The sequence below is a fragment of the Kaistia sp. UC242_56 genome (assembly GCF_044452255.1).
GTDB classification, from domain to species: Bacteria; Pseudomonadota; Alphaproteobacteria; order Rhizobiales; family Kaistiaceae; genus Kaistia; species Kaistia defluvii_A.
Genome location: NZ_JBIOAN010000001.1, coordinates 282,048 through 294,598, shown reverse-complemented (window position 1 = coordinate 294,598; position 12,551 = coordinate 282,048). Strand labels below are relative to the sequence as shown.

11 protein-coding genes and 1 pseudogene are annotated in these 12,551 nt (G+C 66.5%); 5 read left to right on the top strand and 7 right to left on the bottom strand.

Features of this window, described 5'->3' with window-relative positions; genetic code table 11:
• Nucleotides 1-57: 57 nt before the first annotated feature.
• Nucleotides 58-969, bottom strand: coding sequence for a DUF2950 domain-containing protein (locus tag ACHMWQ_RS01405; protein ID WP_396306113.1), 912 nt, complete (start codon nucleotides 967-969; stop codon nucleotides 58-60).
• 11 nt (nucleotides 970-980) lie between these two features.
• Nucleotides 981-2,291: a DUF3300 domain-containing protein gene (locus tag ACHMWQ_RS01400; protein ID WP_396306112.1), complete on the bottom strand. Its 1,311-nt coding sequence runs from the start codon at nucleotides 2,289-2,291 to the stop codon at nucleotides 981-983.
• Nucleotides 2,292-2,712: 421 nt separating this feature from the next.
• Here ACHMWQ_RS01400 and ACHMWQ_RS01395 point away from each other — a divergent pair, with 421 nt between their 5' ends.
• From ACHMWQ_RS01395 to ACHMWQ_RS01385, 3 genes are all read left to right on the top strand, one after another.
• Entirely contained in the window at nucleotides 2,713-3,519 is an 807-nt protein-coding gene (locus tag ACHMWQ_RS01395; RefSeq protein WP_396306111.1) for a MipA/OmpV family protein, read from the top strand.
• A 166-nt stretch (nucleotides 3,520-3,685) separates the two neighbouring features.
• Nucleotides 3,686-4,732 carry a Gfo/Idh/MocA family protein gene (locus tag ACHMWQ_RS01390; protein ID WP_396306110.1) on the top strand — a complete coding sequence of 349 codons (1,047 nt, stop codon included), beginning with the start codon at nucleotides 3,686-3,688 and terminating at the stop codon, nucleotides 4,730-4,732.
• A gap of 124 nt (nucleotides 4,733-4,856) precedes the next feature.
• Nucleotides 4,857-4,994 carry a hypothetical protein gene (locus tag ACHMWQ_RS01385; RefSeq protein ID WP_396306109.1) on the top strand — a complete coding sequence of 46 codons (138 nt, stop codon included), beginning with the start codon at nucleotides 4,857-4,859 and terminating at the stop codon, nucleotides 4,992-4,994.
• A 528-nt stretch (nucleotides 4,995-5,522) separates the two neighbouring features.
• On the opposite strand, the gene ACHMWQ_RS01380 is transcribed toward ACHMWQ_RS01385, so the two are convergent.
• The 5 genes and pseudogenes from ACHMWQ_RS01380 to ACHMWQ_RS01360 form a co-directional block, all read right to left on the bottom strand.
• On the bottom strand, nucleotides 5,523-6,320 hold the full coding sequence (locus ACHMWQ_RS01380; protein ID WP_354553902.1) for an ABC transporter ATP-binding protein: 798 nt from the start codon (nucleotides 6,318-6,320) through the stop codon (nucleotides 5,523-5,525).
• On the bottom strand, nucleotides 6,317-7,198 hold the full coding sequence (locus tag ACHMWQ_RS01375; protein ID WP_396306108.1) for an ABC transporter permease: 882 nt from the start codon (nucleotides 7,196-7,198) through the stop codon (nucleotides 6,317-6,319). Before ACHMWQ_RS01375 ends, ACHMWQ_RS01380 begins: the two co-directional genes overlap by 4 nt.
• 318 nt (nucleotides 7,199-7,516) lie before the next feature.
• Nucleotides 7,517-8,470 (bottom strand): ABC transporter substrate-binding protein, encoded by a 954-nt coding sequence (locus ACHMWQ_RS01370; protein WP_354553899.1) that lies wholly within the window; start codon nucleotides 8,468-8,470, stop codon nucleotides 7,517-7,519.
• A 123-nt stretch (nucleotides 8,471-8,593) separates the two neighbouring features.
• A pseudogene (locus ACHMWQ_RS01365) lies at nucleotides 8,594-8,827 on the bottom strand (ABC transporter permease); the annotation flags it as partial.
• A 60-nt stretch (nucleotides 8,828-8,887) separates the two neighbouring features.
• The gene (locus tag ACHMWQ_RS01360; RefSeq protein WP_396306107.1) at nucleotides 8,888-9,562 is read right to left on the bottom strand and encodes a GntR family transcriptional regulator; all 675 of its coding nucleotides are present in this window, start codon (nucleotides 9,560-9,562) and stop codon (nucleotides 8,888-8,890) included.
• 445 nt (nucleotides 9,563-10,007) lie between these two features.
• Between ACHMWQ_RS01360 and ACHMWQ_RS01355 the strand changes: the two genes are divergently transcribed.
• Nucleotides 10,008-11,327 carry an aspartate aminotransferase family protein gene (locus ACHMWQ_RS01355; protein WP_396306106.1) on the top strand — a complete coding sequence of 440 codons (1,320 nt, stop codon included), beginning with the start codon at nucleotides 10,008-10,010 and terminating at the stop codon, nucleotides 11,325-11,327.
• Nucleotides 11,328-11,568: 241 nt separating this feature from the next.
• Nucleotides 11,569-12,525 carry a TRAP transporter substrate-binding protein gene (locus tag ACHMWQ_RS01350; protein WP_396306105.1) on the top strand — a complete coding sequence of 319 codons (957 nt, stop codon included), beginning with the start codon at nucleotides 11,569-11,571 and terminating at the stop codon, nucleotides 12,523-12,525.
• Nucleotides 12,526-12,551 lie beyond the last annotated feature (26 nt).

Below are 12,551 nucleotides of genomic sequence, written 5' to 3'. Positions count from 1 at the left end.
AGCGTGCGAAGCAACAGAGCGGCGCGGAACCCGACCGGTTTCGCGCCGCTCTGGCATTCAGGGCTCGACCGGCTCCCAGGCCGGGCCGGGATTGAAGCTCTGGATTTTTGGACCGACCGCGGCGGTCGAGGCGCCGAGATTGCGCTGGTAGACCTTGCCGCGCTGGTCGCACAGGAACGTCATGATGCCGGTCTCGCCCCAGATCTCCGGATAGGCGACGAGCGCGAAGCCGGCCAGCATCCGGTCCTTGACGAGATAATCATAGGCGCCGCCCGGCGCCGCCGGACCCTGGCGCGTCAAGACACGGTAGCGATAGCCGTGATAAGCGCGAGGCGTGTCGGAATCCTTGCCCGTTCGCACCGAGGCGGCGGCGATCTGGTCGCCAAGCGGGCTGCGATCGGTCGGCGATTCCGGTTCCCAGTAGAGCCCGTCATGCCGGCCGGGCGTGCTGATCAGCCGGCGCGCGAACTGATGCACCGGCTCGTCGTCATGCAGGGTGCGGAAATACTCGTTCTGGGCCGCGACATAGTCCTCGCAGGCGCCGATCGCCACGAGTTCGTTCCTGCCGATCGCCATGTCGGCGATCTTCTGCTGGCCCGCCTCCAGATCGAAGGCCCAGCCGCCGCCGGAGGGTTTGAGCGGAATGGGAAACGGCCATGGATCGGCGCCGAAGGTCAGCACCTTGGTGCCGTCCTCGCCATCCGTGACGGCGCTGCCCTTGCTGGCGAGATCGAGGAAATCGGAAAGCCGCTGCTTGTCGACTTGCTCGTCGCCGGAGGCGATCAGCTCCCGCGCGCCGGGGCCAAAAATCTTGTCCAGCATGCCCTTTTCCGGCGCCTTCGCCGCGTCGACGAGCGCTGTCGACGCCGCCTCGGGCGTGGGGAAGACCTGTTGGGCGCCGGCCGGCTGGGCGAGGAGGGTGGCTCCGGCGACCAGCATGGCGATGGCGGACAGGGCTATTTTCAGCATGACCGTTCTCCTCAGCGCCGACCGCGTCCGCCACCACCACCGCCACGATGCATCTGCCGACCGCCACCGCCGCCGCCGCGCTGCATCTGCGGCCGTCCGCCCCCGCCGCGATACATCTGCGGTGGCCGGCCGCCGCCGCGGTTGACCTGCGGGCGGGGCGCGGAGGGGCGGGCGACCGACTGCCGGCTGGAGGCTCCACGGTTCGAGACCGCCTTGGATCCTTTGCCGCCCATTTTCGCACTGCTGAAGGCGGTGTCCTTGGCCGGCTTCTTGACCGGCTTCTTGGCCGCCGCCTTGCCGCCGGAAGCCGGTCGCTGCGCCTTGTTGGCGCCAGCGGGCCGATCAGGCCGGTTGCCGGCATTGGGCCGGTTGCCCGCGTCAGGCCGGTTGCCCATGTCGGGGCGGTTGCCGGCGGAGGGGCGGTTGCCTGCCTCCGGCCGGTTGCCGGCGTTCGGGCGATCCGCGCCGGGCCGGTTGCCAGCGCCGGGGCGATTGCCGGCGTTGGGGCCGCCCGGCCGGTTGCCCAGGCCCGGCTTGGTGCCCTGGCCGGGTCGATAACGGTCGCCGTCCGGCCGCCAGGGCCGCGTGCCGCCGCCTATATCGATGTCGTTGCCGATGTTGATGTTGTTTCCGCCGCCCGGTCGGTAGCCGGGATAGCCCGGCCAGCGCGGCGGGTAGACCCAGCCGCGGCCCCAGTCCCAGACATTGTCGATGGCGATGCCGACCGCGACGCCGACCCCAAAGCCGATCAGCCCGGCCGCGACCGTGTCGCCGCTTTCGTAATAAACCGTCTGCGGATCATAGGTCGGCACATAGATGACGCCGGGCGTCGCCGGCTCGATGGTGACGTAATTGGTGCCGCCCTGGTCCTGCACGACGACCTTCTGCTGCTCGGTAGTCTTGAGGGATCCGGCCTTCTGCGCTTCGCGGCGCAGGTCCTGGATCATCGCGGCGACGTCGTCGGGCTGGTTGACGAAGGCATCGCCCAGGTCGGTCGTCATGTCGAGGTCGTCGTTGAGCCGCTCGATGATGTCGGGGAAGCGCACCAGGGCCTTGACGGTCGGGTCCCAGTTTTGCGTATCGACGCCGGAGAAATCGTTCTTAGCGACAGCGGCCTTGTTCTTGGCCAGCCAGCGCGCCGCTTGGACAATGTCGACGGGATAGGCGCAGGCCGGCAGCAATTGCGCCAGCAGCGCGTCGGGATAGAGCGCGAAGGGCGCGAGCAGCTTGCGCAGTTCGTCCTGGGTGAAGACGTCGTCCGGCGCAGCCTGGGTCGGGGCGGAGGCGGCCGCTTCGGCCGGCGATGCCGCCGGAGGCTGCATCCGCGGGGCCGGGGCGTCCTGCGCCCGTGCCGCGATAGAACTGGTGATGAGCGCGGCCGTCGCGAGAAAGACAAGGCCGATGGCCGGCCCACGAGTACCTTGGAATGAGGCTGTCATTGCGCCACCTGACGATCCTGGACAAGCCAATCGACCTTATATGACCCAAAGGAATGTGCAATTCCTATCGTCATGGCGGTGATATTTACTGCATCAATTCTTGCGTATGGGGCGGGGAAGGCGTCTTCGCCCGCAAGCGCCACCACGGCCGCCGCGTCATGGTGAAGCGCTACAACCGAGCCGCGATGTGCTGCGGGGCGGCTCGTAATAATTTCTTCAGCAACGCGCGTGATATCTAGCTAACCATAGTGCGTGGGGAGGTTGCGACTGGCCCCGGCGTATCGCGTTCCGGAGACTGCCAGCCTTGTTGCGAATTCTGACTGCCGCTTCCCTGCTGCTGCCGCTTGCCGCCTTTTCCGCGAACGCGGCCGAGCGTCGGCCCTATGGCGATGTCGACCTGGTGATCGAGCTGGGCGCCGGCGGCAAGCTGGTGCCGAGCTTCCTGGGCTCAAAGGACCTGCTGTTTACGCCCTATCCGATCGTCTCCATGTCCTATTTCCGGCTGCCCGGCGTGTTCGAGCTTGGCGGCGGCCCGAAGACGGCGCTTAACTTCGGCCCGTCCTTCCGCATCATCGGCGAGCGCAACCCCAATGACGAGCCGGGCCTTGCCGGGACGCGCGGACTCGACGCGACCTATGAGCTGGGCGTCAAGGCCGGCTACGAGTTCAACTTCGACGAGGTCTATGGCGCGGAAGTGCTGGGCGAAGTGCGCGGCGCGTTCGGCGAGGCCAGCGGCGTGGTCGGCAGCTTCGGCGCCGATGCAATCGTCCGTCCGACCAAGCAGGTCGAGCTGAAGCTCGGCCCGCGCGCCAATTTCGGCTCCAGCGGCTTCACGAGCACCTATTTCAACGTCTCGGCCGAGGAAAGCCTCGCCAGCGGGGGCAACCTCGCGGCCTATGATGCCGGCGGCGGCATCTATTCGGTCGGCCTCAAGGCCTCGGCGCGCTACGAGTTCAAGCCGGACTGGTTCCTGAACGCCGATGCCGGCTACGACCGCTTCGTCGGCGACGCCAAGAATTCGCCGATCGTGGCGACGGCCGGCAGCGAGAACCAGTTCACCGTCGGCCTCGGCATCTCCAAGCGCTTCTCGGTCGATCTTTTTCGCGACTGACCGCTTCCTCTTCCTGCCGAATTCGTCTGCCTCCGCTTGACGTTCGCGCGGCCGGCTGCTCGACTCGACGCCAAGCTGCGGGCCGGTCCGACGCGCCAACGGGACCGGCCGCGGCGCATCGCGAAAACGCGCCGGCGCAGGCTGATTCAGTCGAGGGAGAGAGACGATGACACTTCGGAGGGGCGCCCTTGTCGGGTGCGGGTTCTTTGCGCGCAATCATCTGAACGCCTGGGCGGAACTGGCGGATCGCGCGAAGATCGTCGCGGTCTGCGATGTCGACGGCGAGAAGGCGGCGTCTGCCGCGGCCGATTTCGGCATCCCGGCCTTCTATACCGATTTCGAGACGATGCTTTCGACCGAGAAGCCGGATTTCGTCGACATCGTCACCACCGCGCCGTCGCATCGCGCGCTGGTCGAGGCCTGCGCCCGGCATGGCGTGGCGGCGGTGGTGCAGAAGCCGCTGGCGCCGGACTGGGAAGATTGCCGCGCGCTGGTCTCGGCCATGGACAAGGCCGGCCGGCCGCTGATGGTGCATGAGAACTTCCGCTTCCAGGCGCCGCTGCTGCGTGCCGCCGAGATCGCCCGCTCCGGCGTGCTGGGCGAGCCGACCTGGGGCCGCTTCGCCTTCCGCACCGGCTACGACATTTACAAGGGTCAGCCCTATCTCGCCGAGGTCGAGCGCTTCGTGCTGCTCGATATCGGCGTGCATGTGCTCGACGTGGCGCGTGTTTTCATGGGCGAGGCGACGAGCGTCTATTGCCTCGACCAGGCGATCAAGCAGGGCATCAAGGGCGAGGACCAGGCGACAGTGATGATGCGCCACGCCAATGGCGCGGTCAGCGTTTCCGAATGCAGCTATGCCAGCCGCCAGTCGCCCGACCTGTTCCCGCAGACGCTGATCCACTTCGAAGGCACGAAGGGCTCGATCCGGGTCGAGACGGATTGCCGGCTGGTCGTTACCTCGCCCGAGGGCAACTTCACGGAAATCGCGGCGCCAAAGCCGCTCTCCTGGGGTGGCGAGCCCTGGCTGCTGATCCAGGACAGCGTGGTCTCGACCCAGCGCCACTGGCTCGATAGCCTCGACGCCAGCAGCGAGCCCGCAACCTCGGGCCACGACAACCTCAACACCTTCGCCCTGGTCGAAGCGGCGTACAAGTCGATCGAGACGGGCGGGCCGGTCACGCCCGAAACCTTCGAGGCGGTGCCGGCTTAACACTTTTGGCTCGTTCGGGCGTCGCTTGTTCTACGGAAGCTGGCGACGCCCGGAATTCCGTTTCTTGGCAGGGCTGCCCGCTCCCGCGATGATGTTCGCATCGATTGGAGCGGAGCGTTTCGGCATGGCCAACCCCAAGAACAGCGCGGCAACCATCCCGCCAAGCGGCTGCGGCACCTGCCGCAATTGCAGCTCGCTGTTCTGGGGCATCGGCGCCGCGACGGGCCTGCGCTGCGTCGGCGTCCCCGGCAAGGCGCGCTGAGGCCGCGTGTCCCTCCGCCGCCGTCATCCTCGCGAAAGCGAGGATCCATGCAGCGGGGTTTTCGGGCGGCGACGCCTTAGTCTTTCGCAATTCCCTGGGGTTCGGCTGAATGGATCCTCGCTTTCGCGAGGATGACGCCGAGTGGGTGGCTGCGATTCGTCGCCCCGGCGAAGGCCGGGTCCATGAACACCGGCTAGGTAAGATGGGTCCGCGTCCCCGGCAAGGGCGGGTCGAGCCGCTGATGCTGCGTCTCCTCCCTCCGTCGTCATCCTCGCGAAAGCGAGGATCCATGCAGCGGGGCTTTCGGGCTTTCATATCGCCGGGCGGCTATGGTGGCAGCTCGCCGAGCCCCCTCCCCGAAAATGCGAAGGGCATTTTCGACCCTCCCTCAAGGGGAGGGTTCGAGCGGGACCTGGTCCGGGAGAGCGGCAGACTTCCCTTGAACCCTCCCCTTGAGGGAGGGTCAAAACCGGCAGCGCCGGTTTTGGGGAGGGGCGCTCTGCCTGTCCGGTCGACGGCCAGCAACCCCTAGCTCACCAGAAGCGCGTCGTCATCCAGCGTTTCGCCGCCGCGGGCCTTGCGGAACATCTCGATCAGGTCCTCGATCGTCAGGTTGCGGCGGTTGTCTCCGACCACGTCGAGGATCACCTTGCCGCCATGCAGCATGACGGTGCGGGTGCCGTAATCGAGCGCCTGGCGCATCGAATGGGTGACCATCAGCGTCGTCAGCTTGTGCTTCTCGACCAGCGACTGGGTCAGCTCCATGACGAACTCGGCCATGCCGGGATCGAGCGCCGCCGTGTGCTCGTCGAGCAGCAGCACCTCGCTGCCGGCCAAGGTCGCCATGACCAGCGACAGCGCCTGGCGCTGGCCGCCGGAGAGAAGATCCATCCGGTCGTCCATGCGGTTTTCGAGGCCGAGCTTCAGTTCGGCGACGCGGGCGCGGAATTCCTCTCGGCGGTTGCTGCCGATGGCGAGGCCGAAGCCGCGCCGGCTGCCGCGGGCCGCGGCAAGCGCCAGGTTTTCCTGGATTGTCAGCGCGCCGCAGCTGCCGGTCAGCGGGTCCTGGAAGACGCGGGCGACATATTTCGCGCGCTGCGCCGTGGCGATGCGGGTGACGTCGCGGCCGCCAATGACGACCCGGCCCGAGGTCGGGATGACGTCGCCGGCCAGCACGCCGAGCATGGTCGACTTCCCGGCGCCGTTCGAGCCGATGACGGTGACGAAGGAGCCGGTCTCGATCGCGAGGTCGAGGCCGGAGAGCGCCTGCTTCTCGAGCGGCGTCCCGCGTCCGAAGATGACGGAAAGGTTGGAAAGCTCGATCATGCCGTGGCCCTCCCGCGGCGCAGTCGGGGCAGGATCAGCGCGCAGGCGACCAGCACGGCGGTGACGAGGTTCAAATCCGACGCCTTCAGGCCGAGAATGTCGCTCGAGAGCGCCAGCTGGATGGCGATGCGGTAGAGCACCGAGCCGATGACGCAGCCGACCAGCGCCCAGATGATCAGGCGCGAATGGAACAAAGTCTCACCGATGATCACGGCGGCGAGGCCGACGACGATGGTGCCGACGCCCGATGTCACGTCGGCGAAGCCGTTGGTCTGGGCGAACAGCGAGCCGCCCAGCGCGACCAGCGCGTTGGAAAGCGCCATGCCGAGATAGATGTGCAGGCTGGTGTTGACGCCCTGGGCCCGCGCCATGCGCGGATTGGCGCCGGTCGCCCGCATGGCGAGGCCGAGATCGCTGGCGAGGAAGCGCCAGACCAGGAAGACGGCGATGATGACGAGCACGCCGATGAAGAGCGGCCGGACATAGAACTCGGACAGGCCGTGGCCGAAGAACGGCGTCAGCATCGTGTCCTGGTTGATCAGCGCGACGTTCGGCTTGCCCATGACGCGAAGATTGACCGAGAACAGCGCGATCATCGTCAGGATCGAGGCGAGCAGGTTGAGGATGCGGAACTTGACGTTCAGCGTCGCGGTGACGAGGCCGGCGGCGGCGCCCGCTGCCATGGCGATCGCCGTGGCGAGCCAGGGGTTCCAGCCGGCGATGATGAGCACGGCGGCGACCGCGGCGCCGAGCGGGAACGAGCCGTCGACGGTCAGATCCGGGAAGTCGAGGATGCGGAAGGCGAGATAGACGCCGAGCGCCACGAAGGAGAAGACGAGGCCGAGTTCAACCGCGCCGAGGAAGGCAATTTGGCTCACGCAAGCGGCCTCTTCGATAGAGCAAGAAACATTTGGGTCGAACCCGACTTTTCACCTCTCCCTAGGGGAGACCTTGCTTAGCATCAATGTCGTCGCCCCGTCGAAGGCCAGGGCCCATGAACACCGGCCAAGTAAGCCGTGGCCCCGCCGGCCGGCCAGATGGCGATGTGTATGGATCCCGGCCTTGGCCGGGATGACGGCGGTGTTGCGCGAGGTTCTCCTCCGGAGAGGTGAGCGTGGCATTTCCAGAGCGGCTTAAGCCCGCTCTACTCGTCACTGGCAAAGAAAAGCCCGGCGCTGGGCCGGGCCGTCCTTCAATTACTTGATCACCTTGGTCGCGCGGTCGACGACCGATTTCGGCAGCGTCAGGCCGATCTTCTCGGCGGCGGCCGGGTTGATCACCAGATCGGTGCCGGCGGCGACCTTGATGTCGATGTCGCCCGGCTTTTCGCCGTTCAGGATGCGCACGACGATGGCGCCGGTCTGCTTGCCGACGTCATAGTAGTTGAAGCCGAGCGCCGCGACGGCGCCGCGCGAGACGGAATCCGTGTCGGCGGTGAAGAGCGGCAGCTTGCTTTCGATCGCGACGGTGACAGCCGATTCCAGCGCGGAGACGATGGTGTTGTCGGTCGGCACGTAGATGGCGTCGACGCGGCCGGCCAGGGCGCGGGCGGCGTTCTGCACTTCCGACGAGCGGGTCGCGGCCGACTCGACGACGGCGATGCCCTGCTCGGCGCCATACTTCTTCAGCAGTTCCACCAGCGTGACCGAATTGGTCTCGCCCGGGTTGAACAGCACGCCGATGGTCTTCACCGACGGCAGGATCTCCTTGATCAGCGCGACGTGATCGGCGACCGGCGACAGGTCGGAGAGGCCAGTGACGTTGCCGCCGGGCTTTTCCAGCTGCTTGACGAGCTGGGCGCCGACCGGGTCGGTCACGGCCGAGAAGACGATCGGGATGTCGCGCGTCGCGGAGACGACGGCCTGGGCCGACGGCGTCGAGATCGGGACGATGATGTCCGGGCCGTTGCCGATGAACTGGCGGGCGATCTGCGCGGCGGTGCCGGGATTGCCCTGCGCGGATTCGTAATTGAACGTCAGGTTCTCGCCGACCTTGAAGCCGGCTTCGCCGAGCGCGTCCTTCACGCCGTCGCGGACGGCGTCCAGCGCCGGATGCTCGACGATGGCGGTGACATCGACGGTGACGTCGCGCGCGAGGGCAGGCTGGACGAAGGCAAGGGTTGCGATCGCGGCGGCAGTCAGGAACTTCATCAGAGGGCCCCCCTTAGTGGCTTCTTGGAATTTGTTTGTTCGGTCAAACGGTGAAACCAGCCCCCGGCGGAGAAGTCAACATCCCAGCCGATCCGCCGGGGCGGTTCGGCCTTGTGTCCGGGTCTAGCGCAGCGCCTTCTGGCCGCCGGCGGCGGTGATCACGCCGACGATGATCAGCCCGGTCAGGAGCAGGCGCACGCCGGCGCTGACGCCGAAGGTGTTGAGCATGGTCAGGAGCAGGACGAGGAAGAGGAAGAGCGAGGCGCCCCAGATGCCCGGCACATTGGCCTTGCCGCCGGCCACCGACGTGCCGCCGATGACGACCACGGCGATCGCCAGCAGCGTGTAGCCGTTGCCGAGATTGGCGTCGGCCGAGGTCGTGATGCCGACCAGCGCCACACGTCCCCGCTGCGGTAGTCAGCGCATGCTTTCGATCAAATCCTCGGCATCCGCGTCGGCATGCCGGTTGGCCAGCTGGAAGGCGGCTTCCGCGTCGCCATTGCAGATCGCGTTCACCAGCGGCTCGTGCAGTTCGATGATGTCGAGCGGGTTCTGGTAGAACTTGTCGGTCAGCCGCAGGAACATCCGCGTCTGGCCCTCCAGCCGGCTGTAGACGTCCATCAGCCGGCGATGGCCGGAGATCTCGATCACGGTGCGGTGAAAATCAAAGTCGAGTTCGGTCAGCCGCGCCCGGTTGCCGGTCTGCGCCGCTATGCGCATCGCCTGCAGCAGGGCTTCGAGCGCCTTGCAGCCCTTGTCGTCGATCCGCTTGGCGGCGAGACGGGCGCCCAGCGATTCCAGCGCCTCGCGCAGCAGGGAGATCTCGTAGATGTCGGAGGTCTCGACCGTGATGACGAAATTGCCCCGGCGGGGGCGGTATTCGACCAGGCCCTCGGCCTGCAGGAATTTCAGCGCGGCGCGGATGGTGCCCTGGCTGACATTGAAGCGGGTCGCGAGTTCCAGCTCGATCAGGCGGGCGCCAGGGGCCAGTTCGCCGTCGAGGATGGCGGTGCGCAACGCCGCGCCGATCTCGGCTTCGAGGCTCGCATGCGTATCGCCGGATACGGCTTTCTTGGTCTGGCGGCCCATCATCGGATCGCTCCTGTACGGGACTGGGAAGGGATGTCGCTAAGGGGATATCCGTCGATCGGCCGTTCCGTCACGAGCCACGCCGCAGGACTCGAGCCCCGTCGAGTCTCTCCCGATCCGTGCCTTGCCCTCATACGCTCCAGCCAGTTCCCCGGGGATTTCTATGCCTGTCCGGCATTGAAAACTAACAATAAACGATATTTCCACCACGACTAGGCCGGGCGTTCCCCCGTCCCGCATCTTAAGCGCGATGTGCCCTCCTATTTGGCCCGTCCGTGCAATCGGCAACATCCTGTCTTCCGGCGCTCCATTTTATCAATAATCGATATTGACACCGCTCCAAACTCGCAGGATCTTGCGCGCCGTCCAGAACGCCCCCGCGGGCGAGCCAACCAAGCCGCATGAGACGCCGCCCCCGACGCGGCGCACGCCCCAGCAGGAGAGCCAGGTGTCGTCGATCTTTTCCCGGGACTATGCGAGCGAGCTGCCGACCGCGGTGCGGGGCGAGGGCGTCTATCTCTATGACGCCGAGGGCAAGGCCTATCTCGACGGCATGGGCAGCGCCGGCGTGGTCGGCATCGGCCATGGACGCACCGAGATCTACCAGGCGCTGGCCGCGGCCGGCGACAAGGTTCCCTTTGCCTATTCGGCCCAGTTCACCACGCCCTGGCAGGAGGAATTCGGCAAATCGATCCTCTCCGTCGCGCCGAAGGGCATCGAATCCGTTTATTTCGTCTCCGGCGGCTCCGAGGCCAACGAGACCGCGCTGAAGCTTGCCCGGCAATATCATCTGGAGCGCGGCGACACGCAGCGCCAGAAGATCATCTCGCGCTGGCAGAGCTATCACGGCGTGACCATCGCGACGCTGTCGCTGTCGGGCCGCACCAGCTGGCGCGCGCCCTATACGCCCTACATGCTGCCCGTGATCCACATCGCGCCGCCCTACGAATATCGCTGCGCCTATTGCAAGGATAAGGGCGGCTGCACGCTGGATTGCGCCGACGAGCTGGAGCGCGCGATCAATCTCGAGGGCCCGGAGACGGTCTCCGCCTTCTTCGCCGAGACGATCGTCGGCACCACCGCCTCGGGCCTCGTGCCGCGGCCCGATTATTACAAGCGCATCCGCGAGATCTGCGACCGCTACGGCGTCCTGTTCGTCGCCGACGAGGTGCTGGCCGGCTATGGCCGCACCGGCCGGCCCTTCGCGATCCAGGATTGGGACGTCGTGCCGGACATGATTACCTGCGGCAAGGCGATTGGCAGCGGCTACGCGCCGCTCGGCGCCGTGCTGATCAACGACAAGATCACCAATTTCTTCCGCGAGAGTCGCAAGCGTTTCGTGCACGGCTTCACCTATAGCGGCCACCCGACTTCCTGTTTCATCGGCCAGCAGGTGTTCAACATCATGTCGAAGGAGGGGCTGTTCACGCGCGCCGCCGAGATCGGCAAGCATCTGCACGCCCGCCTGAACGCCCTGCAGCAGCGCCATGCCTGCATCGGCGAGGTGCGGGGGCGCGGCCTCTATGGCGGCGTCGAATTCGTTGCCGACCGGGCGACGCGCGCGCCGTTCCCGGCCGAGACGAATTTTACCTCGCGGCTGGTTTCCGGCATGAAGGATCGCGGCGTCATCATTGGCGGCGGCGTGCCCGGCGCCAATTTCGGCCAGGGCGGCGACCATATCCAGATCACGCCGCCCTTCATCGTCAGCGAGGCGGAAATCGACATCCTGGTCGATGCGCTGGACGATACGATCGGCGCGATCGCCTGAGAGGTCGCTCGCGTCGGGTTGGTTTCGGGCGCAGGCTCGGGGCCGTGTAAGGACGCGCGGCGCGTCGGCCGCCTTGATCTTGGGCAGGCAGCTGGCGCGGAGAGAGACTTGCGGACTATCAATAATCGAGTATCGTTTTCTTGAATTGACGACGGCCGGCGACGCTGGATCGAAGAGCAGGGCCGGTAAGCACGCGAACGCGGCCTGCCGGGACAAGAAGAACCACTGAGGGGAATGCAGCATGTTGAAGACACTTCTGGCGGCCGTCTGTGTCGCCGCCATCACCACCGCTTCGGCCCAGGCCGGCGTCACCATCCGCATCGGCGGCGCAGGCTCTGACGACAGCCCGGACACGAAGGCCATGCAGGTCTTCAAGGAGAAGATCGAGGCCGATCTCGGCAGCGACGTCTCGATCGAGCTGTTCCCGGGTTCGCATCTGGGCACCGTCGACGAGATGGTCGAGCAGGTGAAGGGCGGCGTGCTCGAATGCATGTATGAGAGCGTCGGCGACCTCGGCTCGTTCCATCCGGCGGCCAATGCCGAAGGCGTCGCCTATCTCTACCGCGACGAGGACCACTTCTTCCGCATCTGGCGCGGCCCGGTCGGCCAGGAGATCATCGAGTCGATCGCCAAGGATGCCGGCTTCCGCGTCATCGGCCCGGCCTTTCACGGCTTCCGCCAGTTCCTGGTGACCAAGCCCGCCGACAGCCTCGACGATCTGCAGGGCCGCAAGATCCGCGCTCCCGGCATTCCCGCCTATATCGAATCGATCCGTGCGCTCGGCGCCAATCCCGCCACCGTCCCGTTCGAGGAAGTCTACACCGCCATCCAGCAGGGCGTCGTCGACGGCGTCGAGCAGCCGCTGGTCGCGATCAAGGACAAGCGCTTCTACGAAGTCGCCAAGCATCTCGTCATGACTAACCACATGGCCGAGACGATGGGCTTCATGTGCGGTGAGGAATGGTACCAGGGCCAGGACGAGCGCCTGCGCACCGCCTTCACCAAGGCCGCTGACGCGAGCGCCGACTGGTATCGCGACTACACCGACAAGTCGCAGGCCGACGTCCTGGCCTCGCTGGTCGCGGAAGGCGTGATCGTGCACAAGCCGGATCTCGCGCCCTTCATGGCCAAGGCCGCGACCGCGTCCTACGATCCGGCGTTGCAGCCGATCATCGCCAAGATCCGCGCCGTCCAGTAACACACGGCTCGTAACGCAGGATTCGG

What these genes read in the sequence shown, in the direction of transcription:
- ACHMWQ_RS01405 (WP_396306113.1), bottom strand. Translation starts at nt 969, where the DNA reads ATGCTGAAAATAGCCCTGTCCGCCATCGCCATGCTGGTCGCCGGAGCC.
- ACHMWQ_RS01400 (WP_396306112.1), bottom strand. Translation starts at nt 2,291, where the DNA reads ATGCAGCCTCCGGCGGCATCGCCGGCCGAAGCGGCCGCCTCCGCCCCG.
- ACHMWQ_RS01390 (WP_396306110.1), top strand. Translation starts at nt 3,686, where the DNA reads ATGACACTTCGGAGGGGCGCCCTTGTCGGGTGCGGGTTCTTTGCGCGC.
- ACHMWQ_RS01385 (WP_396306109.1), top strand. Translation starts at nt 4,857, where the DNA reads ATGGCCAACCCCAAGAACAGCGCGGCAACCATCCCGCCAAGCGGCTGC.
- ACHMWQ_RS01380 (WP_354553902.1), bottom strand. Translation starts at nt 6,320, where the DNA reads ATGATCGAGCTTTCCAACCTTTCCGTCATCTTCGGACGCGGGACGCCG.
- ACHMWQ_RS01370 (WP_354553899.1), bottom strand. Translation starts at nt 8,470, where the DNA reads ATGAAGTTCCTGACTGCCGCCGCGATCGCAACCCTTGCCTTCGTCCAG.
- ACHMWQ_RS01360 (WP_396306107.1), bottom strand. Translation starts at nt 9,562, where the DNA reads ATGATGGGCCGCCAGACCAAGAAAGCCGTATCCGGCGATACGCATGCG.
- ACHMWQ_RS01350 (WP_396306105.1), top strand. Translation starts at nt 11,569, where the DNA reads ATGTTGAAGACACTTCTGGCGGCCGTCTGTGTCGCCGCCATCACCACC.